The 24,482-nt window shown below is 47.4% G+C and carries 10 protein-coding genes and 1 pseudogene; 10 read left to right on the top strand and 1 reads right to left on the bottom strand.

Annotated features, from left to right (window positions below):
- Nucleotides 1-8: 8 nt before the first annotated feature.
- From M2134_RS09650 to M2134_RS09620, 8 genes and pseudogenes are all read left to right on the top strand, one after another.
- Nucleotides 9-1,490: an MFS transporter gene (locus tag M2134_RS09650; protein WP_280751098.1), complete on the top strand. Its 1,482-nt coding sequence runs from the start codon at nucleotides 9-11 to the stop codon at nucleotides 1,488-1,490.
- A gap of 66 nt (nucleotides 1,491-1,556) precedes the next feature.
- On the top strand, nucleotides 1,557-2,636 hold the full coding sequence (locus tag M2134_RS09645) for an endo-1,4-beta-xylanase (RefSeq protein ID WP_280751196.1): 1,080 nt from the start codon (nucleotides 1,557-1,559) through the stop codon (nucleotides 2,634-2,636).
- A 37-nt stretch (nucleotides 2,637-2,673) separates the two neighbouring features.
- The gene (locus tag M2134_RS09640; protein ID WP_280751097.1) at nucleotides 2,674-3,642 is read left to right on the top strand and encodes a glycoside hydrolase family 43 protein; all 969 of its coding nucleotides are present in this window, start codon (nucleotides 2,674-2,676) and stop codon (nucleotides 3,640-3,642) included.
- Nucleotides 3,643-3,778: 136 nt separating this feature from the next.
- A pseudogene (locus tag M2134_RS15785) lies at nucleotides 3,779-4,795 on the top strand (glycosyl hydrolase family 8); the annotation flags it as partial.
- 207 nt (nucleotides 4,796-5,002) lie between these two features.
- Nucleotides 5,003-7,012 carry an alpha-glucuronidase gene (locus M2134_RS15780; protein WP_348525043.1) on the top strand — a complete coding sequence of 670 codons (2,010 nt, stop codon included), beginning with the start codon at nucleotides 5,003-5,005 and terminating at the stop codon, nucleotides 7,010-7,012.
- A gap of 23 nt (nucleotides 7,013-7,035) precedes the next feature.
- Complete coding sequence (locus tag M2134_RS09630; protein WP_280751095.1) at nucleotides 7,036-8,376, top strand: family 43 glycosylhydrolase; 1,341 nt, start codon at nucleotides 7,036-7,038, stop codon at nucleotides 8,374-8,376.
- A gap of 98 nt (nucleotides 8,377-8,474) precedes the next feature.
- Nucleotides 8,475-10,901, top strand: a complete 2,427-nt coding sequence (locus M2134_RS09625) for a glycoside hydrolase family 95 protein (protein ID WP_280751094.1) — start codon at nucleotides 8,475-8,477, stop codon at nucleotides 10,899-10,901.
- Between the two features lie 56 nt (nucleotides 10,902-10,957).
- Nucleotides 10,958-13,597, top strand: a complete 2,640-nt coding sequence (locus M2134_RS09620) for a glycoside hydrolase family 3 C-terminal domain-containing protein (protein WP_280758168.1) — start codon at nucleotides 10,958-10,960, stop codon at nucleotides 13,595-13,597.
- Between the two features lie 62 nt (nucleotides 13,598-13,659).
- Here the strand turns inward: M2134_RS09620 and M2134_RS09615 are convergent, their stop codons facing one another.
- Entirely contained in the window at nucleotides 13,660-17,643 is a 3,984-nt protein-coding gene (locus M2134_RS09615; protein WP_280758167.1) for a two-component regulator propeller domain-containing protein, read from the bottom strand.
- A gap of 516 nt (nucleotides 17,644-18,159) precedes the next feature.
- On the opposite strand from M2134_RS09615, the gene M2134_RS09610 reads away from it, so the two are divergent.
- Nucleotides 18,160-21,144 (top strand): glycosyl hydrolase 115 family protein, encoded by a 2,985-nt coding sequence (locus M2134_RS09610; RefSeq protein WP_280758166.1) that lies wholly within the window; start codon nucleotides 18,160-18,162, stop codon nucleotides 21,142-21,144.
- 133 nt (nucleotides 21,145-21,277) lie between these two features.
- Nucleotides 21,278-24,466, top strand: a complete 3,189-nt coding sequence (locus tag M2134_RS09605) for a TonB-dependent receptor (RefSeq protein ID WP_280758165.1) — start codon at nucleotides 21,278-21,280, stop codon at nucleotides 24,464-24,466.
- Nucleotides 24,467-24,482: the final 16 nt, after the last annotated feature.

The following is a 24,482-nucleotide window of genomic DNA, read 5'->3' as shown; positions in this document are numbered from 1 at the left end:
ATAAAAATATGAAGACAACTTCACAAAAAGTCTCGTTTGGCGAGAAAGTAGGATACAGTCTGGGTGACGGTTCCGCGAATCTGATTTTTCAGATGATGATGATGTTCCAACTGTTCTTTTATACCGATGTATTCGGCATAAAGGCAACAGCGGCCGGTATGATCCTTTTGTTTGCCCGTTTTTTCGATGCCTTTGTCGATCCGGTGGTGGGAATCCTTTCCGACCGCACCAACACACGTTGGGGTAAATACCGTCCCTGGTTGATCTGGACGGCGATCCCATTTGCTGTATTCTTTATCCTGGCCTTTACGACGCCCGACCTCTCGGAGCGGGGTAAGATCATCTATGCCGGGATTACCTACACCTTATTGATGTCGATCTATTCATTCAACAACACGCCCTATTCTTCGTTAGGCGGTGTGATGACCAGCGATATCAAAGAGCGTACCAGTATCTCCACCGTTCGTTTCGTGACGGCGACCATTGCCACCTTTGTGGTGCAGGGATTGACCTTGCCCTTGGTTACTAAGTTTGGTGGAAGCACCACCTCACAGAGCGGATGGCTATGGACGATCACCTTGTTTGCTGTCGTCGGCGTGGTCTTAATGGTTATTACCTTCTTCACCACCAAGGAGCGTATCACCCCTCCGGCCAATCAGAAGACTTCCATCAAGCAAGACTTTAAGGATATCCTTTCCAGCCGTCCCTGGCTGGCGATGTTCATCCTCACCCTCTTCCTCTTTACCACGTTAGCGATGTGGGGAAGCAGCATGTCGTACTACTTCAATTATGTGGTCGATAAAGATGCTCTGTTTGCCTTCCTCGGCAATATCGGCCTGACAGGCGACGTAGGTGCCTTGGGCTTCTGGGGAAGCATTCTGGATGCTTTTGGATTGATCGTGTATGATCCGGAGAGTGTATTTGCTGTCGGATTCAGTCTTTTCAATATGATCGGATCTGTTATCCAGCTATTGGGTGTGATCCTGTTGTCGGGCTTCCTGTCGGGTATCTTTGGCAAACGCAATGTGTTTATTGTTTGTCTGGCGCTGACTGCTCTGTTTACCGGCTTGTTCTATGTCGTGCCTGCGGATAATATCCAGGCGATATTCGGTCTTAACATCCTCAAGAGCTTGGCGTATGCGCCGACCGTGCCTCTGTTGTGGGCTATGATGGGTGACGTAGCTGACCATTCTGAATGGGTGAACCATCGTCGCGCAACCGGATTTGTGTTTGCCGGTATCGTATTTGCGCTGAAAACCGGTCTGGGACTTGGTGGAGCCATCTGCGGAGGTATCATCGACTCTTTCGGATTTGTGGCTAATACGATTCAATCGCCGGAGGCTATCCAAGGGATTAAGCTTACCTCGGGGATTATTCCTGCTATTACCTTTATGATTGGTGTGATCGCTTTGACATTCTATCCGATCACGAAGAAGAAAAATGAACAGATTCAAGCCGAACTGGCTGAGCGTCGTAGTAATCAACAATAATAGTAATCATAAAAATTGACAACCATGAAACGAGTAATTAATTTTTTGCTGGTGACGTTCATTCTGATGTCAACTGCTTGTAACTCTCAAAAGACAGAAGTAAACACATTGAAAGATGCGTTGGAGGGTAAGTTTTATATTGGCGCGGCCCTGAATGCCAATCAGATCACCGGGAAAGATACTGAAGGTATCCGGGTATTGAAAGAGCATTTCAGTTCTATCGTAGCGGAAAACTGTATGAAGAGTGGAGAGCTTCATCCGGCGGAAAATATGTATGATTTCGCTTTGGCGGATAAATTTGTAGAGTTTGGTGAAGAAAACAATATGTTTATCATTGGCCATACCCTGATTTGGCACAGCCAGCTGCCGCGTTGGTTCTGTGTTGACGAAAACGGGGAGAATGTGTCTGCCGAAGTCCTGAAGACACGCATGAAAGATCATATCTCAACCGTAGTGGGGCGCTACAAAGGACGCGTGAAAGGCTGGGACGTGGTGAACGAAGCTATTATGGAAGATGGTTCTTACCGCAAGAGCAAATTCTATGAGATATTAGGCGAAGAGTTTATTCCCCTGGCTTTCCAATACGCGCAGGAGGCTGACCCGGAGGCGGAGCTTTATTATAACGATTACAACGAGTGGTACCCGGGCAAACGGGAGACGGTGACTCGCCTGATCCGCACATTGAAAGAGAGAGGTATCCGCATCGATGGCATCGGTATGCAGGGACATGTGGCGATGGACAGTCCTTCCTTGGAAGACTATGAAGCAACAATCGTGGGGTATGCCAAAGAAGGTGTGAAGGTGATGGTGACAGAGTTTGATATCTCTATCCTTCCGAGCCCTCGTCGCGACGTAGGTGCCAATATCGGTACCAACTTCGACTATCAGAAAGAGTTGAACCCCTATACCGAAGGTGTTCCGGCCGAAGCGCAGGCAGCGTGGGATAACCGCATGACGGATTTCTTCCGCTTGTTCCTCAAACATTCTGATACGGTTTCACGTGTGACCATGTGGGGTGTTGCCGATGGCGACTCCTGGAAGAATAACTTCCCGGTACGTGGACGTACGGACTATCCGTTGTTGTTCGACCGCGCACACCAACCGAAAGGGGCTATTCAGATGATTATCAACGAAGCAACAAAATAAGGCTTCACCTTCAATAAAAAGAATAAAAGAAACAAGTATGAAAAAAGCAAGATATTTAGTTCCGGGCGATTATATGGCCGATCCGGCTGTGCATGTGTTTAATGGCAGATTATACATCTATCCCTCCCACGACTGGGAGAGTGGTATCGAAGAAAATGACAATGGCGATCACTTCAATATGAAGGATTATCATGTGTTCTCGATGGATGATATCGACGGAGAGGTGATCGATCACGGCGTGGTACTCGACACGAAAGATATTCCCTGGGCGGGTCGTCAGTTGTGGGATTGTGATGTGGCCGAGAAAGACGGGAAGTATTATATGTATTTCCCCTTGAAAGATCAAAACGATATCTTCCGTATTGGTGTGGCTATCAGCGACAAACCGGAAGGACCGTTCATCCCTCAGCCTGATCCGATCAAAGGCAGCTATAGCATTGACCCGGCTATCATCGAAGAGAATGGTGAATACTATATGTATTTCGGTGGTCTTTGGGGCGGACAATTGCAACGCTATCGCAATAACAAAGCGTTGGAATCTGCCGTTTTGCCCGAAGGCGACGAACCGGCTCTGTGTGGCAAGATCGCCCGGTTGAGTAGTGATATGCTTGAGTTTGCCGAAGAGCCGCGCGACGTGGTGATCCTCGACGAGGCGGGCAAGCCGTTGACAGGTGGCGATACCGAACGTCGTTTCTTCGAAGCGTCGTGGATGCATAAGTACAATGGGAAATACTACTTCTCGTATTCCACTGGTGATACGCATCTATTATGTTATGCCATAGGCGATAACCCGTATGGCCCCTTCACCTACCAGGGTGTGATTCTGACGCCGGTGGTTGGTTGGACAACGCATCATGCGATTGCGGAGTTCAAAGGCAAATGGTATCTGTTCCACCACGACAGCGTTCCTTCCGGTGGAAGAACCTGGCTTCGCAGCCTGAAGGTGGTCGAACTGGAATATGACGCGGATGGAAAAATAATCACACTGGATGGCCAGGGTATTTAGGAAATAGACATTGTATCAAAAGTGAAAATCAACTATCTAAGGTTTTTTCCCCGGTCGGGGAAGAACTTTAGGTAGTTGTTTATTACTTTTATAACCTCTTTTACCAGACACACAAACGATAATAAATTCAACGATTATGAAATACCAGAAAATAGCCCTCTCTCTTGCTCTTGTATTCGGATTCTTCTTACTCCCGGACGTGGCGTGGGGGCTGAAACCCTGGGAAGCCGGGGGCATGGAGACCCGTCAGTATCGAAATCTCTTTGTCGAAGCCGGTTATGCACCCGAAGCGGTGGAGGCTCGTCTGCAGGAGATCTTCCACGGGGTATTCGAAGGCCCTGATAAAGTCTATTTCGAGGTAGGCGATTCCATGGCCTATATCTCCGATATCAAAAACAAGGATGTGCGCACAGAAGGTATGTCGTACGGGATGATGATCGCCGTTCAGTTCGATCGGCAGGATATATTCGACCGTCTCTGGCGTTGGGCTGTGAAATATATGCAACAGCAGGAAGGCCCCTACAAAGGCTATTTCGCCTGGAGCTGTAAGACCGACGGCACACGCAATGCGCAAGGACCTGCCTCCGACGGCGAATTGTATTATATAACGGCTTTGATCTTTGCCTCCAATCTCTGGGGCAACCAAGGCGATATCAACTACCTGGCTGAGGCACAACAAATCCTGAATATTGCAACGAATAAGAGCCAGCAGAGTCGGGTGACCAACCTCATCCATCCGGAACATAAGCTGATTACCTTTGTGCCCGACAGAGGGGGTAACCAGTTTACGGATCCCTCTTACCACCTGCCGGTATTCTATGAAATATGGGCACGCTGGGCCGACGACGGACGCGCTGATTTCTGGCGCGAATGTGCGGCCGAAAGCCGGAAATACCTGCACAAAGCGACTCATCCTGTGACCGGATTGAACCCCGACTATTCCAACTACGACGGAACGCCTTTCGGACGGGGGCGCCTTATTGGTGAGGCTTTCCGCTTCGACTCCTGGCGGGTGCCGATGAATATAGCGATCGATTATGCCTGGGCCTGTGCCGACAAAGAGTGGCAGCAGGGCTATGGAGAACGAATTCAGAATTTCCTGTATGAGCAGGGCGTAGAGACTTTTGTGGATCAATACAATGTAGACGGCACACAGGTAGAGCAAATCCTGGGCGCCGGTGGCTATAAGGCCTTGCGTCATTCCCTGGGATTGGTGGCTACGTCGGCTGCCGTTTCATTGGTCTGCTCCCACGATAAGAGCAAAGAATTCATCGATCATTTCTGGAATTCACGCCATGTACCGTACGAGGATGGTTATTTCGACGCCTACTATGACGGCCTGTTGCAGCTCTTCTCCTTTATGCTGATGAGCGGCAATTACCGGATTATTCACCCGGTAGAAGACGGACATCAGCTCTGGTTGCGTGGCGAAACAGCGCCAGGAGCCAAGGTGACCGCCAACAAGAAAAGCCCGACCATCAACATTGCCAAAGAAGAATTGGCAAACGGATGGAAAGGGGGCGAGGTAAAGCTTCGCTTGCAGAACTCCAAAGAACTGCGTGCCTTGGGAAGAGATGGTTTCCGTATCACGGGCAACAGTAAGCAGGTCGATATCATGGCATCAGCCGAACAGGGGCTGCTCTATGGCGCTTACCACCTGTTGCGCATGCAGGAAACGGGTCAACTAACTGAGAACATACAGGTAGAAGAAAAGCCTGCATTCGATATCCGTATCCTCAACCATTGGGATAATCTGAACCGGACGGTTGAACGTGGCTATGCCGGTTACTCGCTTTGGCGCTGGGATCAGTTGCCTGAGGTGGTTTCTCCGCGCTATGAAGCCTATGCACGAGCCAATGCGTCGATCGGTATCAACGCGACGGTGCTTAACAATGTAAATGCTTCGCCCGACATCCTGAAAGCAGAATACCTGCAAAAGGTAAAGGTCCTGGCCGATATCTTCCGCCCTTACGGCATCAAAGTATATCTGTCGATCAATTTCTCTTCGCCCAAGATCCTCGGTGGATTGGAAGATTCCGACCCGTTGAACCCGGCTGTTCCCCTCTGGTGGAAGGAGAAGGTGAAAGAGATCTATAAACTGATTCCCGACTTCGGTGGCTTCCTGGTGAAAGCCAATTCGGAAGGGCAGCCCGGTCCGCAGGACTACGGCCGCACCCATGTCGATGGCGCCAATATGCTGGCTGATGCCTTGAAACCCTATAAAGGGATTGTGATGTGGCGTGCCTTCGTGTATGCGCCCGACGAACCTGACCGTGCTAAGCAGGCTTATGCTGAGTTTATGCCGTTCGACGGTGAGTTCCGCGACAATGTGATCATACAGGTAAAGAATGGACCGGTCGATTTCCAGCCGCGTGAGCCTTTCAGCCCGCTGTTTGGTGCAATGCAGAAAACGCCGGTGATGGCCGAATTGCAGATCACCCAGGAATACTTAGGCTTCTCTAACCACCTGGCTTATCTTTCTACCATGTGGGAAGAGTTCTTGAAAAGCGATACATACAGTAAGGGTGAAGGCTCGACCGTAGCCAAAGCAACCGATGGAAGCCTTTTCAACCATGCGCTGTCAGCCATATCGGGCGTAGCCAATATCGGTGTCGACGACAACTGGTGCGGACATCATTTCGCGCAAGCCAACTGGTATGCTTTCGGGCGCCTGGCCTGGAACCATGCATTGACATCGGAAGCGATTGCCGATGAATGGATCCGTCAGACATTCACCTCCGATCCGGAATTCCTTGCTCCCGTCAAGAAGATGATGCTGGATTCGCGCGAAGCGGTAGTCAATTACATGATGCCGTTAGGCCTTCACCATATATTCGCCGAAGGCCATCACTACGGCCCGCAGCCCTGGTACGACCGGGCGGCACGCGAAGACTGGACCTGCGTCTACTACCATAAAGCCTCCAAAGAGGCGATCGGTTTCGACCGTACGACGGGTGGCAGCAACGCCGTTGCCCAATACTTCTCCCCTTTGCGCGAGCAGTTCAACAACCCGGTTACCTGTCCGGATGAATACCTGTTGTGGTTCCACCATCTGCCTTGGGATTTCAAGATGAAAGATGGCAAAACCCTTTGGGATGCCCTCTGTTACAAATACGACAAAGGTGTGCAGCAAGCGCGCGAATTCCAGCAGATATGGGATAAAGCCGGTAGCCTGATCGACGAACATCGCTTCCGACATGTGCAGTCGCGCCTAAAGATACAGGCGAGCGATGCCGTGTGGTGGAAAGATGCCTGCCTGCTTTACTTCCAAACCTTCTCCGATAGACCGATCCCGTACGATATCGAGAGACCGGTGCATGAATTGAATGACTTGAAAAAGATCAGATTGAATATGAGACATACCAACTAATGAACATTTTAAAAAGAATTACCATGAGAAAAAAATCACTATTACTATTGTCATGCCTATTATGGATTGTCGGTTCCCTACACGCGCAGAATCCGCTTGTCACCGGCCAGTTTACAGCCGACCCAACGGCAAGAGTGTTCGAAGGGAAAATCTATGTATATCCTTCGCATGACATCCCCAGTCCGATCGAAAAGCTGTCGGAATGGTTCTGTATGCCCGACTATCATGTGTTCTCTTCCGAGAACCTGACCGACTGGACCGACCACGGCGTGATTGTAGACCAGGCTAAGGTGCCTTGGGTCGATGCAAGCTCATATACCATGTGGGCACCCGACTGTATCTATAAAGACGGTAAATACTATTTCTATTTCCCGGCAGCAGCCGGTGATCCGGCCCTTGGCAGAGGCTCGATGATCGGAGTCGCTATTGCCGATAAGCCTTACGGTCCTTTCATTCCGCAGGCCGAGCCGATCAAAGGCGTACGTGGCATCGACCCCTGTACCTTTATCGACAAAGACGGACAGGCTTATATCTATTGGTGTGGCGGCGGTATGTTTGTGGCCAAGCTGAAAGACAACCTGCTTGAACTGGCTTCCGAACCGAAGCGTATCGAAGGACTGCCGGCAGGCGGAGGATTGAAAGAGGGTCCTTTCCTGTTTGAACGCAACGGCAAATATTACTATACCTTCCCTTGGGTTATAGAGAATACAGAGGCTTTGGTGTATTGCATCGGTGACTCTCCGATGGGTCCTTTTGAATACAAAGGAATCATTATGGATGAATGGGCTGACGGATGCTGGACCAACCACCATTCGATCGTTGAGTTCAAAGACCAATGGTATCTGTTCTACCACCACAACGATTTTTCACCCGAATTCGACAAGAACCGTTCGATGCGTGCCGACTCGCTCAATTTCAATGCTGACGGTACTATCCAAAAGGTAACACCCACCCTGCGCGGTATAGGGGTGACCTGTGCGAAAAAAGAAATCCAACTGGATCGTTACAGCCACCTGAGTGAAAAGGGAGCAGAGATAAAATACCTGGATCGCTTCGATAAGTTCAAAGGCTGGAAGACCGTTCTGACCGGCGAAGGAGCTTGGGTACAATACAACAGTGTTGATTTCGGACAACAAACACCCGCCAAGGCAAAAATCCGCGTGTTTGCCGAGAGAGGTGTTACGCTGGAGGTTCGGACAGGAGGTGCTAATGGCGCATTGATCTCCGAAGTGAATGTGCCCGGCCATTTCGACTGGATCGTGCTTGACGCACCGGTAACCGGCAAACCCAAAGGGATGCAGAACCTATGGGTTGGGCTCAAAGGAAATGGTAAAATCGAGATCGACTGGATGAGTTTTGAATAAATAGGAGTTTATTAGGGGTTGACCCTTGGGTCAGCCCCTAATAATCATTTTATTTTGATAATTTTGGCAGACGAGAAACAATAGAAATAAAAGAAATCATGAAAAGACTTTGCTTATTATTTAGTTTACTGATTATCTCTGCTTATACGATGGCGGAGGAGTTGAAATTATGGTATGCTTCCCCTGCCAAGGAATGGGTGGAAGCGTTGCCTCTTGGAAACTCGCGCCTGGGCGTGATGGTGTATGGTAATCCGGCCAACGAAGAGTTGCAACTCAACGAAGAGACGGTTTGGGGTGGTGGGCCTCACGACAACAATCAGCCCAATGCCATACATGCGCTGGCGAAGGTGCGCGAACTCATATTCGCCGGAAAGAATGTAGAGGCAGAAAAAATGATAAACGAAGAATTCAAGACACCGCAAAACGGTATGCCTTACCAGACAATCGGTAGCCTGATGCTCTCGTTCGACGGGCACGACGCATATACCGATTATTACCGTGACCTGAACCTGCAAAACGCGGTGGCAACGGTTCGCTATAAAGTAGGCGAGGTGACCTATACCCGCGAAGTCTTCACCTCATTCACCGACCAGGTGATCCTGGTTCGTTTGACAGCCGACAAAGAGGGGGCACTCTCTTTCTCCGCAGGCTATCAAACACCCTTGAAAGAACATGCCGTCTCAAAGAAAGACGGAAAACTAATCCTTACAGGCCATGGACAAGAACATGAAGAGATACCCGGTGCTATCCGCCTGGAAACGCAAACGTCCATCAAGACAGAAGGCGGGAAGGTAACCGTTGAGTCCGATAAAATAACAGTCGCCAACGCCACGGTGGCAACAATCTATATCTCAGCCGCCACCAATTTCGTTAACTATAAAGACGTCAGTGGAAACCCGACGAAAAAGGCCACAGCCTATCTAAAGAATGCACAGAAGAACCCGTACGACAAGGCCAAAGCCGATCATATCGATTATTACCGGAAACAATTCGACCGCGTGAAGCTGGATCTCGGCACATCGCCGGCAGCTGAGGCAGAAACCCATATCCGCGTGAAGAATTTCAATCAAGGCGAAGATATCTCCCTGGCTGCGTTGATGTTCCAATACGGACGCTATCTATTGATCTGCTCCTCACAGCCGGGCGGACAAGCAGCCAACCTGCAGGGTATTTGGAACAACAACCTGTTGGCTCCCTGGGATGGAAAATACACGATAAACATCAATGCCGAGATGAACTACTGGCCGGCAGAGGTGACTAATCTGAGTGAAACGCATCAGCCACTATTCCAAATGTTGAAAGATATGTCGGTAACGGGAGCTAAGACAGCCCGTGAGATGTATGATTGCAACGGATGGGTGGCTCATCATAATACCGATATATGGCGTAGCTGCGGGGTGGTCGATGCGGCTGCCTGGGGCATGTGGCCCAACGGAGGCGCCTGGCTGGCACAACATCTCTGGGAGCATTATCTCTATACAGGTGACAAAGCATTTTTGGAAGAGGTTTATCCGGTGTTGAAAGGCTCGGCCGACTTCTTCTTAGACTTCCTGGTGGAACATCCTGTTTACAAATGGATGGTTACCTCTCCCTCTACTTCGCCCGAACACGGGCCGGGTCCTTCGACGATCGTTGCCGGATGTACGATGGACAATCAGATCGCCTTCGACATTCTTACCAGAACTCGCCAGGCTTGCCTGATCCTGGGCAAAGAAGCGGCCTATGCCGATAAATTGGATAAGATGATCCGTCGCCTTGCTCCGATGCAGATAGGACGCTACAATCAGTTGCAGGAATGGCTGGAAGATGCCGATGATCCGAAAAACGAACACCGCCATGTGTCTCATTTGTATGGTCTCTATCCATCCAATCAGATATCACCTTATACGCATCCGACCCTGTTCCAGGCAGCGAAGAACTCGCTCGTTTACCGCGGAGATATGGCTACCGGTTGGTCTATCGGCTGGAAGATAAACCTGTGGGCACGCCTGCTCGATGGGAATCATGCCTATAAAATCATCAAAAATATGCTGGTATTGGTGGAGCCCGGCAATCGGAACGGACGAACCTATGTCAACCTGTTCGACGCCCATCCGCCCTTCCAGATCGATGGCAACTTCGGATACACGGCGGGAATTGCTGAGATGTTGATGCAAAGCCATGACGGAGCGGTTCATCTATTGCCTGCCATACCCGACGAATGGCGCACGGGAAGCATCAGCGGCTTGAAGGCACGCGGCGGATTTGAGGTAGATATCACATGGGATGGTATTCAGTTGGAAAAAGCAACGATCACCTCAGCGCTTGGTGGAAACCTGCGTCTCCGCTCTTACGTTCCTTTGAAAGGAGAGGGGCTGAAAGAGGCGAAAGGCGAAAACCCGAACCCGTTCTATATGCGTCCGGCTATCAGTGATCCATTGGTGACCAAAGAGATCGACAGTCCGCAGTACCCTGTATTGAATCGTATATACGAATACGATATACAAACGGAAGCCGGAAAGAGCTATACCGTCACCAGACTTTAATAGTATCCATGCGGATCATCTGTTGAGAATGAATTATTATTAAAAAAGATAGATATATGAAGAAACAGTTGTTTATTCCTATGCTGGCATGTATTGCCATCCTGTTTTTGCCCGGTTGTGCGCAAAAATATGAGTATCCGTTTCAAGATCCGAAGCTGCCGATCGACAAACGGGTAGAGAACCTGCTTAGTTTGCTTACGCCGGAGGAAAAAGCCGGCTTGATGATTAACTCTTCTAAACCGGTCGAACGCCTGGGTATCCCCGCCTACGACTGGTGGAACGAAGCCTTGCATGGCGTAGCCCGTGCCGGACGTGCTACTGTATTTCCGCAGGCTATCGGTATGGCGGCGGCCTGGAACGAAGCGGGTCATTTGGAGACCTTCGATATTATCTCCGACGAAGCACGTGCCAAATACAACGAAGCGATGCGGGAAGATAACCATGGACGCTATTACGGATTGACCTTCTGGACTCCTAATATCAACATCTTCCGTGATCCGCGCTGGGGCCGTGGACAGGAAACCTATGGGGAAGACCCTTACCTGACGGCACGTCTGGGCGTAGCTGCCGTGAAGGGCTTGCAGGGAAGCGATCCCAATTATTACAAATCGCATGCCTGCGCGAAGCATTATGCCGTGCATAGTGGACCGGAATGGAACCGCCACTCCTATGATGCCATTGCTACGGGACGCGACCTGTGGGAAACCTATCTGCCTGCCTTCCAGGCGTTGGTGCAGGAAGGAAACGTGCGCGAGGTGATGTGTGCCTATAATGCTTACGAAGGACAGCCCTGTTGCGGTAGCGATGTGTTATTGAACGATATCCTGCGCAATCAATGGAAGTTCGACGGTATGGTCGTATCCGACTGTTGGGCGATCAACGACTTCTTCTTGCCGAACAACCACGCGACCCATGAAGACGCGGCAGCGGCAGCAGCCGATGCGGTGATCCACACCACCGACCTGGAGTGTGGTAGCGTGTATGAAAATCTGGTGCTCTCTATGGAAAGAGGCCTGATTACCGAAGCGCAGGTAGACGAATCGCTTCGTCGCGTATTGCGTGGCTGGTTCGAACTGGGTATGCTGGATCCGGTGGAATTAGTGCCCTGGAGCAATCTGCCTTATTCTATCGTAGACTCTGAAAAGCATCGCGCACAAGCGCTCAAGGTAGCCCGTGAATCGATGACCTTATTGAAGAACAATAACAATGTATTGCCGCTGAAGAAAGATATCAAACGCATTGCCGTGATCGGTCCGAATGCAGCCGACAGCGTGATGTTGTGGGGTAACTACAACGGATTCCCCTCTTCCACCGTGACTATTCTGGACGGTATCAAAGCCAAACTGCCGAACGCAGAGATCATCTACGACAAAGGCTGCGACCTGGTAGACCCGTGGGTAAGAACCTCTCTTTATGAAGGCTTCACAAGCGAAGCGAATGGTAGTAAGGGCTTAAAAGTTGACTTCTACAACAACAATACCTTTGACGGACAACCGGTTGCCACCGTGATCAATGCCGAAGGCATCAACTACAACAACTCAGGCGGTACCGCATTGGCACAAGGTGTTAATATGGATAACACCTCCACCCGGATCACCGGTCTGTTTACGGCTCCTTATACCGGACAAGTGGTATTCTCTGCCCGCACTTCCGATAAGTACACCCTCTTTATCAATGACAAAGAGGTGATGACGCAATCGGGACGCGAAGCCAGTGTGCCTTCCGAATATCCGTTGAATGTGGAAAAAGGAAAAACATATAAAGTGAAACTGGAACATGCCCAGACCGGTCGTCGCGTAAGCATCGACTTCTCTGTCTACCGCAAGGAACGGGCTGAGTTCACCGAACTGACCAACCGCATCAAAGACGTTGATGTTATTATTTATGCCGGAGGACTCTCTCCCCGTTTGGAAGGCGAAGAAATGCCGGTAAGCGCGGAAGGTTTCAAGGGTGGTGATAAGGTATCGATTGATCTTCCCGGTGTGCAACGCCGCATTTTGGCCGATCTGAAGAAGACAGGCAAACCGGTGGTGTTCGTCTTGTGTACCGGTAGCTCGCTGGCTCTGGAACAGGATGAAAAGAACTACGATGCCCTGTTGTGTGCCTGGTATGGCGGACAAGCAGCCGGAACAGCCGTAGCCGATGTGTTGTTTGGCGATTATAACCCGGCAGGACGTCTACCGGTGACCTTCTACAAAACGCTCGAACAGCTCGATAACGCCCTGGAAAAGACCGACGACCCGGCTCGCCAGGGATTTGAAAACTACCACATGACCGGACGCACCTACCGCTACATGACCGAAGCGCCGCTTTATCCTTTCGGACACGGATTGAGTTATGCCCAATTCGATTACGGACAGGCAAAGATCGCCAACAAGATCAAAGCAACGAAAGGCGCGACCATCTCCATCCCCGTCACCAACGCATCTGATAAAGGGGGCGACGAAGTGGTACAGGTATATGTGAAGCGCAACAACGACCCGGCAGCTCCGGTGAAGTCTTTGCGTGCCTTCGAACGCGTCTACATCGATGCCGGCCAGACGAAAACCCTGGAATTAACCATCCGTCCCGACGCCTTCGAATTCTACGACGAAGCAGCCAACGGCCTGGTAGCCAAAAGCGGCAGCTACACCATCCTCTATGGTGGCACCTCCGCCGATGCAGGCCTGAAAAAGGTGGATGTAACGGTTGAGTAACAACCGAAGGAATTGACTAATAAAAGAGGGTGTGTCAGCTTTTGACACACCCTCTTTTATTCCTATATATCCTCCATCTCTTGCGAACTATATTCTGTAGGCGAAACACCATAAAACCGTTTAAACATGGTTGAAAAATAAGCTTGATTAGAAATACCGACAGCATATGCCACCTGTGAAACATCTATTCTTTTTTCCTTAAGTAATATCGCGGCCTGTTTTAAACGAATATTGCGAATGAAATCAATGGTCGATATGCCTGTCAATTCTTTCATCCGTCGATGTAATTGGGAGCGGCTAAGGCCAACCCTTGATGCCAACAACTCTACATTTAAATCAGGATTACCCAATTCGTCATTGATTACGTGAATAATCCGTTCCATCAGCTTTTCATCATTTGATTTTAATGCAGGAGGTTTTATTTTGTCTTTCTGGTTTTGCATTTCTAAGAATTTCCCTTTTAATAGTTGTCTGTTCTTAAGCAGATTGGTGATCGTCGTGAGCAATTCTTCTATCAGGAACGGTTTTGTTAAATAAGCATCCGCTCCTTTTTTTAATCCATCCAAACGATCTTTAAATTCGGTTTTGGAGGTTAACAGCAATACGGGAATATGACTTGTATTACTATTGCTCTTGAGTTTTTTTACCAAATTGATGCCATCCAAATTCGGCATCATAACATCTGAAATAATGAGATCGGGTTGTTGCAATAAGGCTATTTGAAGCCCTTCTTGTCCGTCGACTGCCGTCAGGGTATGATAAAAGTCTCTTAGTTCTTGCACGAGATATTCCCTGATTTCTTCTTCATCATCTACGATCAATACTTTATAATTCGTTTTCCGCTTGGGTAGTTTTTCTCTCTCTTTTTCCTTGCGAATAGGTAGGGTTTGTTTGGGCATGTATGGATGTTCAAGCTCTTCTGTCAAATTCTCTTTCTTTATATGTTTTTTACCTAAAGGAATGCGGATAACAAAACAGCTTCCCGATGTCTCTTCCCTGTTATGAGCAGTGATCGTTCCATGATGCAGGTTTACCAGGTTTTTCGTCAGGTTCAAACCGATCCCGGAGCCAAGATTCATATACACTTTCTGGTTTTCCCCTTGATAAAACCTGTCGAATAGTTTATCGATCTTCTCTTTTTCCAGACCAATGCCGGAATCCGTTATTTTAATTTCCATATAATGATGCAGGGCTCCCCGGTTTGTTTTATCAACACCTGTATCCAGGGTGATGATAATCTCTCCTCCGTCGAGTGTATACTTGAATGCATTCGACAATAGATTCATCAACACCTTATCGAAGTTGCTACGGTCAATCCAGGCAGTCAAATCATTTGTTTGATATTCGAAAACAAAATGAATACCCCTTTTATTCGCCTGGTATTCAAATACCTTATATATCTCATCGATGAATCTCACCATATCGGTTTTAGTATATTGGAGTTTCATTTGTCCCTTATCAATCTTCCGGATATCCAGCAGTTGATTGACCAAATCCAATATACGGTTGGCATTTCGATACATCCCCTGAAGGATTTTTTGTGTGGCAGGATCCATATCCTCTTTCAGGAGCTTCTCCATAGGGCTTATAACCAACGTCAACGGCGACCTGATTTCATGAGAAATATTTATAAAGAACTGAAGTTTTGATTCATTGATTTGTTCTTTTCTTTTTTTGCGGATCAGATTAGCCACTAACAATGACAGGCTGATAAAAAAGACTAAGTAAATAAACCAGGCTAACGGGCTTCTGTACCAAGGGGGAGAAATGATGATAGAAACCTGCTTAACAGGAGAATGAACACCATATTTCGATGCTTTAATTTCTAAGGTGTATTTCCCGGGGTTCAAGTGATTGTAGGCAATCTGTCCTACTCCGGGCAGGGTGGATATCCATTCATCACTCAATTCTTTCAAACGATATAAGTAATAAATGTTTTCAGAGTCTAAAAAATCCATCGTTGAGAACGCAAAGGCAAATGTATTATCCTCATAGGAAAACCTAAACTCTTCTGCCTCCAACAGGCTTGTAGAGATGACGGGCTTATTCCCGGATACTGTTTTGCGGTTAATTGGTTTATTATGAATGTATACATCTGTTATCAGTGTTTTATTCTGATAACGAGGGTTTTCTATATCCATTGGAGCGAAAGAGGTAATGCCGTTATCTCCTCCGAAATAGATCCTGTTATTGCCCTGAAAGTAGACCCCCCGGATATATCTTTTATCCATCAAGCCATTTCCGGTATAGTAATTGATGATCTGATTATCTTTTCGTTGCAACTGATTGATGCCATTAAACGTGCTGCACCATATATTGCCCTCCTCATCGTGAGCCAACCCACAAATCACATTACTCGATAGCCCGTTCTCGGTTGTATATTGCGCGTATTCACCTGTTTGTTTATTGAAGCAAAACACCCCGTTATACGTTCCGATCCATATCCATCCCTGTTCATCCTCAATGAGCGACAGGCAGACTTGTTCCGATAAGTTATCTTTCTGTTTGAAATCTATAAATCGATTATGTTGCGGATCAAAACAGGAAAGGCCTTTGTAATGTCCCAGCCAGATGAGATTGTCAGAATCCGACAATATGCAGTTTATCCAATTGTTGGTTAATCTGCCGCGTCCTGTATCTGACTGTCTCATATCATACTTCTCCCATTGATGGGTCTGCATATCATAACGGATAAACCCTTGTCCAAACGAAGAGATATATAACTGCTGATCGCTCCCTTCGGCTATTGTTTTCATATAATACCCGTCAAAAGGGATATGCAGGAAGTCTATCTTCCCAGTGTGCGTATTGAATTTCCCCAACCCTTCCGTATAAGAACTTACCCATAGAGTGTTTTGCGAATCTGTATAGATGGCCATTATTTTCGTGTAATCCTTATAAGCAGCTATGACTTCCCCTCTGTCGTTTAATTGAAACAATCCTTCCCGATTGATCGCATACCAGATATTCCCTTCATGGTCTTCCGAGACGACAGTGACTTTTTTGCCCCGCAGATCCTCTTTGTCAGGAACTTCCCAAAACTCAAATCCTGTAGGAGAATTATGTAACATGAATATCCCTTCCTGAAAACATCCTAACCATATATTCTGATCCCGGTCTTCAGCAATAGCAGGTATTCTGGCTGTGGTATAAATAAATGAGTTATACCTGTTGTCGATAATCGGTAAGACACTGCCTGACCGAGTGTCTATGTACATAAGCCCTTGTCCGTCTGTCGTAACATAAATAGTCCCCTGGCTATTTAGAAAGATATTCGTAATAACGACTTCATGCTCGCTACGAATATTTAAAGAAATGAAATTTTGTTTTTCCCGATCGAAGACATAGACTGAAGCGGATGTGCTGAGATAGAAAACCCCGTCTTGGTCTTCCAGCATGCCTGTGATATTTTTCTTCGATATGTCAGCGTGATCCAAATGTAATGAATGATGAGTTACGGGGTCAATACGAAGCAAATCGCCCAATTCTGTTTCAACCCATAGAAAGTGTTGGCGATCTTCATAGATATACCCCGGATGCAGGCCGGTTATCTCTGTTATCTGATCCTTATATTGAACGGCATACGTGTCCGGATCAATGGAGAATATGCCTCCGCCGGAAGTCGTCACCCATATTTCGCCGGTGTGAAGTTCCATTATTCGAGAGATGTGCAAGGATTTGTCTCCGGGGAAAGCTATGGTTTTGAAAGCGTCTTCATCGGGATCATAATATTGCAATCCCTGACTGCTGCCCACCAGTAATGTTCCTTTTTTGTCGATCAACAAACAGCGGACGTTGTCCGACAACAGCGAATTTTCCTCTTCATCGTTATGTAAATAGGGGGTAAAATGTATGCCATCGAACTTATTTAATCCATAGTCAGTGGCAATCCAGATAAACCCATACTGATCTTGTACGATCTTATTGATCAAATGGGAGGTTAATTTTTCCGTTTCAAATTCCCGCACACGATAAGGAGTTACAGCCTGCGCATACAGAGAAACCGAACAAACGAATAGAAAAAGAAGCGTATATAAATATCTCATATAGCTATCATATATTTTAGGAAATGAATAAATCGGGTGGTATATGCTGATTATGTGTGAATTACGTAATGCGAATGGTCTGTTTGGCTTGAAGATAAGACCGTGGTTTTTGTCTGCTTACAATACGCTTATTATTTACAAAGATACAGTTTTTTTTGATTTCGACCTCATCAAGACCCTGAGAGCCTCAAAATAGTAAAAGGATATTTTGGTAGGGTGTTTTTTTTGCAAAAGGCGGGACTATTTGTTGGTCGAGCATGGTCAGCCAAATGGTCGACCACTATCGGCCAATTGGTTCACCATGCTCGACCAAATGGCTGACCACTGTCAGCCAATAACTTCTCCTACAGAAAAAAAGGAGAGTGCGACAAAAACAAAAGCAAATGCAACATAATCAAAAGTGCATACAACCTTTACAAACGGATGAGAAATAAATAAAACCGCTTTTTGAGAAGCAGCTACCTACCTTTGTGTCCGAACACACATGCCACAAAATAAAAGAAATACTGTTATACAATGAGTACACCTACTAAAAAAAGATTTATACTCTCTTTACTGGGGGTAATGGCTTCTCTGACGCTCTTTTCCCAAACAGAGAAAATAGCGTTTCAAACGTCGTCTCCATACATACTAAACAGCTTTTCCGAAAAAGCTTTCCCACTTGTTGCCGAGGGACACGTGGCTTCTATCTATGTGGATCCGCAAGAATGGAAAGGGGTGATCCGGGCCGCCAAAGATTTAGGGGATGACATCCGAAAGGTATCCGGGAAAGCGGCCGAGGTGATTGAAAACACGGAAATAAAGGCAGGATCTGTCTTAGTAGGAACAATTGGAAAAAGCCGGATCATTGACCGGCTGATTGAAGAGGGTCAAATTGACATCAGCGAAATCGAGGGACAATGGGAATCTTTTCTGATACAAACTGTCGGGGATCATTTAGTTGTTGCCGGAAGTGATAAGCGAGGCACTATTTATGGTATTTACGATATCTCCGAGAAGATCGGTGTTTCTCCCTGGTATTTTTGGGCGGATGTTCCACCCAGAAAGAGCAACACATTATATGTACAAGCGGGTAGATACCTGCAGGAGTCACCCAAGGTGAAATACAGGGGTATCTTTATCAATGATGAAGAACCCTCGTTTGGCGGATGGTCAAAAGCACAATTCGGTGGTGTTAATGCTAAAATGTACGTGCATATGTTCGAGTTATTATTGCGCCTAAAAGCCAACTACCTCTGGCCGGCTATGTGGGGAAAAGCATTTAATGAGGATGATCCGATGAATCCTGTTTTGGCCGATGAATATGGCATTGTCATGGGAACTTCCCATCATGAGCCGATGATGCGTGCCCATCAAGAATATACCAAACGACGCAAGGAGGTAGGTCCCTGGGATTATTCTGTCAATAAAGAGAAGCTGGATCAGTTTTTCCTTGAAGGATTGGAAAGAAACAAAAACTATGATAACATGATCACTATCGGGATGCGGGGAGATGGCGACGTGGCGATGAGCGATGGGGGCGATGAAGAAAACATGAAGACACTATATAAAGTAATAGAAGGCCAACGTCAGATTATAGAAAAAGTATATGAAAAAGATCCGGAAGAAGTGCCTCAGCTTTGGGCTATTTTCACCGAGGTGCAGCGCTATTACGATGCCGGGTTTACCGTGCCCGATGATGTGATGTTGCTTTTGTGTGACAATAACTGGGGTTATATACGCCGCATAGCTCCTCCGAAAGAGCGAGAACGGAAAGGGGGGCTGGGACTCTATTATCATATCGATATGAATGGCGGGCCGTGGAACGACCGCTGGGTAAATACGACGACCATTCCCAAATTGCGTGAGCAGTTTCACCTGGCTTATCAAACAGGAATTGACAAATTGTGGGTGGTCAATGTGGGTGACCTGAAACCGAAAGAGTTGCCGATCGATTTCATTATGCGTTACGCCTGGAACCCGGATGCTATACCTGCCGACAGAACATGGGCTTATACCGTAGACTGGGCAACCAGGCTGTTTGGTGAAACCTATGCGGAAGAAATAGCGGATATCGTCTCAAAATATAATAAGTATAATCTTTGGCGAAAGCCAGAGGCACAAGCCACGAGTATTTTCAGTGTGGTGAATCATCTGGAGGCAGACCGGGTGATAGAGCTCTGGCGTGATGTAGCAAGCCGGGCGGAAGCGCTTGCTCCTAAAATAGCCCCTGAAATGCAAGACGCTTATTATCAGTTGGTACTTTATCCGGCAAAAGCATCCGCCGGTGTGGGAGAAATGTATCTGGCTGCCGCAAAAAACAATCTGTATGCGGCACAAGGACGCATAAGCGCGAATGATTACGCGGCGCGCGCCCGGGCTCTTTTTGAAGTCGATAATCAGTTGAGCACCTATTATAACGATCAGTTGTCGGGAGGGAAATGGAAAAACATGATGTCGGATATCCATATTGGCTACGTTAATTGGTTTATGCCTGAAAAGAATGTGTTACCGGAACTGATCGAGGTGACTCCATTAGACCGACCTCATATGGGGATAGCCGTAGAAGGCTCTGCCCTGGCCTGGCCCGGTGCAACCGAGCAGGCAGAATTACCTCTGTTTGATGTATTGAAAAACCAACGATATTATATCGATATTTTTAATCGTGGAACCGGTTCGTTTGAATTCAGTGCAAAAACAAAACAGCCTTGGATCAAATTAAATAAACAAAAGGGGCATGTCGAAAAGGAAGAGCGCCTGCATGTTTGGGTGGATTGGGATTTACTCCTTGATGGCACATCCGAAGGGTTCATTGAGATCAAGCAGGGGAAAAACAAAACATCCGTTAAGGTTCAGGCGGTCAAGCAGCCACTTCCCCGTGTCTCCGGACATTATTTCGGTAACCTGACAGGCGAGTTTTCTATTCCAGCCAATAAATATAATGCCAACATTGCCGGGAAGAATGCCCGATGGATCGAATTGCCCGACTTAGGGCGGGCGGAGGCTTGTATGGGTATTTCTCCGGTAACGGCTTCCAGTGCGACCATAGAAGATGCACCGACGTTGGAATATACTGTTTTCTTTCCTGAAGCAGGGAATGCGATTGTTTGCCTTGGCATACTTCCTACGCAGGATGTTTATCCCGAACGGGGATTACGAATAGCTGTCGCTTTAGACAATGAGACACCTCAAACGATAGACGCCCGCAAGGGATTGATAGACACGTTTGGAGAGTATACCCCTCAAAACCTGTCCATGTCTAAGGTATTACAACCGCTCCCTAAACCAAATAAAGAGATTGCCTTTATCGGCACAGGTCAGCATCGCCGGAACGAAGTGTTCGACAATCTGCGGTGGTTAGACGCGGAGGTGGAAGTGAAAACTCCAGGCATACATACGCTAAAAATATATATGGTTGATCCGGAAATAGTGCTGGAGAATATTATCGTAAATCCGGATAACAAATACCCCAGTTATTTTGGCATTCCACCGCTTCTGCACAATGCATCGGAGAGCAAATAAGGAATGTTTCTGAAAATAAATAAGTCTAACATTAAAGAAATTGCCTATGAGAAATCTTAAAGAACAATTATGAAAATCCCATTTAAAGTCACATGGAGAGTATTAACATTAATAATGAATTAATTATCTAATAATGAACAAAAGAAATATACAAGGAGGTTTCTTTCGATACAATCGGAAATCTCTGTTTTCCGGATTATTGCTTTTACTTTTTTGTCTTTTCAGCATGCAAGCCTTTGCACAAAACAGAACGATTCGCGGTACGATAATAGATGCGGCGGGTGAGCCGGTCATCGGGGCGAATGTTCAGGTCAAAGGGTTAACTATTGGCAGCATTACGGATGTAAACGGTGAATTTACGTTTGAAGCGCCGCAAAGCGGTACTTTAGTCATATCCTATATTGGTTATAAGACACAGGAGTTACCGTTAGGACAGAACAACTATAACATTACGCTTTTGGAAGATAGCGAAACGTTGGAAGAGGTGGTTGTCATTGGGTATGGTGTTCAAAAGAAGCGCGACCTGACCGGCGCTATCACGCAGGTAAGTTCTGAAAAACTGATGGCGACAGCACCTACCACTATACAGGAGGCTTTGCGCGGTAAGGCGGCAGGCGTGATGGTGGCAGGAGCAGGTCTGAATAGTGATCCGATGATTCGTATTCGTGGGAATCGTTCCATCAGTGCGTCGAATGACCCGCTCTTTGTAATCGACGGAATACCCTCTTCCAGTGGGGTCAGTACGATAAACCCTGCCGACGTGGCATCCATGGAGGTCTTGAAAGATGCCTCCGCTACTGCCATCTATGGTTCGCGTGGGGCAAACGGTGTTATCTTAGTGACGACCAAAAAGGGGGAAGAGGGCAAGGTAAGCGTGGAATACAGCGGTTATCTGTCTATAGGAAAAAGAGATAAATACCGGAGAGTACGCAATCCGGAGGAATACCTGGAATACCTGCGGGAAGCCGACCGCAAATATATCTATGACGGAGTCGGTGGATACAGCATTGACCCGAATGCCGTTTATCCTTCCGAGTCACCTAGTTGGGAGTATGATCAGCAATTGGAATATATCGCTTCGCGTGACCTCTCCGGTTATGTATTGGAATCAGTGCGTCAGGCATGGGCCGGCGGCAGCTACAATCCGGCCAACTTACGCGGCTTCAACTGGCAGGAAGCAGGCTTTCGCGACCAATCTGTCTCTCAAAATCATAGCGTTAGCATACGTTCTGGAACTAAGACTACTAAGCTTTTTATTTCCGGATCGTTCATGGATAATGAGGGTTTAACACCCCGCTCTTTCCGGACAAGATACACCCTGCGTATGAATTTAGATCAACAGGTAGGGAAATACATCACTGTGGGGGCTACCAGCAACTTTGCTTACTGGGAGTTTTACAATGGAACAGGTGTTGGAGGCAACTGGAACCCGTTAGGGACTCCGTATTATTCACCTGGTGGAAGTGGTGAGTATGGTGTTGGCGGTGACGTAACGCAAGTAGGTGATCCTGCCTTAGGTTTAGTGGTTCATCCAACCGGTGAGGGTATGTTGTGGAATCCTTTTTATGATTTCACAGGAAACCAGGGTAAGACAAAGAGAAACCAGATTGACGCAACATTGTATGCGCAGATAAAATTGAACAACGGACTTTCCTATCGTGCCAACTTCGGTACCAACTACTATAGTGGACAGGCGCAATCATTCAATGCTTCCGAATCTACCCAACAGAAACATGGGGATGCGTTGGCCAGTCAGAGCCTTGCCTTTGAAAGGGGTTGGACATTTGAAAACATCTTAAGCTACTCCAAAAAATGGGGTGAGCACGACCTGAATCTCACCGCCGTACAGTCGAGTCAACGATTTATACAAGAACCCTTCTCCGGAGAAGCGCTGGGTTTGCCTATTGAATCACAGTTGTACTACAGCATGGGAACTGCTACCCAGCAGTCGGTAAGCAGCGGGTATACGCAATGGACCATGATGTCCTGGATGGGACGTGCTATCTATGGATTCAAAGATAACCGCTATATGCTTACAGCCTCTTTGCGTTATGACGGTTCTTCCCGTCTGGCAGAAGGTCATAAGTGGGTTGCGTTCCCCTCTGCTTCTTTGGCGTGGCGTGTTTCCGACGAGCCATTCTTTAAGGAGCACATAGAAGTTATCAATAACCTGAAGCTGCGTGCCGGTTACGGGAAAACAGGTAACTCCGCCGTAAGCCCTTATCAGACGATCGGGAAAATCGGCAGCAGCCGTTATACCTGGGGAGAACAGGGGGTCGTAGGCTATGCGCCCAATTCACTTTCCAATAACACCCTGACCTGGGAAACCACCGGACAATACAATCTCGGGATCGATTTTGGTCTGTTCAAAGGACGTCTGTCGGGAACTATCGATGTCTATCAGCAGAATACCTATGACCTGTTGATGCCTCGCGTTCTTCCGGAAGTATCCGGTTTCAGCAGCATTGTACAGAACGTAGGAGAGACACAAAATAGAGGCTTGGAAGTAAGTCTTGAAACAGTAAACTTCCATACCAAAGATTTTAAATGGACAACAAACCTGCAGTTTGCTACCAACAAAGAGAAAATCGTCAAGCTGGCTTCCGGTCTGGAAGAAGATGTGGCCAATATGTGGTTTGTCGGCTATCCGGTAGACACCTACTACGATTATGTCAACACCGAATCTGTTTGGGGTTATTCCAAGGAGGACATGGATGAGATGAGTGAGTTTAATAAAAACGGACTGGGTTACAAACCGGGCGACCTGCGTTTTGTCGATCTGAATGGCGACTATAAGATAGATGATAAGGACCGTCAGATCAGAGGACAAAAGATGCCTAAATGGACAGCCGGGATGGGGAATACGCTTAACTATAAAGATTTTGATCTGTATATCTTTATGTATGGCATGTTTGGGCATACGGTTTACAGTGATCCGGGATATGGACATGATGGACGTATGAATACCCGCTATGGCAGCTACTGGACACCTAAAAATACCCAGACAAATATTCGCAAACCGACGAAAGGAGATGCCGATCAGCCCCACCGGGAAGCCTATTGGTATAACAGCGGAAACTTTGTACGGATCTCCGATATCACCTTCGGATATACGCTTCCGGCAAGTGTAAACAACTTTTTAGGTATATCGAGAGCCCGCTTCTATGTGCAGTTACAAAACCCCTTTACGCTGACCAACTATCCTAACAACGACCCGGAGGGTTCGGTAAAAGCGACCCGTAACTATGCCAACAAGCACAATGCTTATGGAGATCCGACAACGACAAAGAACTATATGCTCGGATTAAATTTAACATTTTAACAGTATAAAAAACGGA

Origin of the sequence: Parabacteroides sp. PM6-13 (assembly GCF_029892605.1) — a bacterium.
Classification (GTDB): Bacteria; Bacteroidota; Bacteroidia; order Bacteroidales; family Tannerellaceae; genus QVMG01.
Note: the sequence above shows the minus strand (reverse complement) of the source record. Positions and strands in the feature narration are given on the sequence as shown.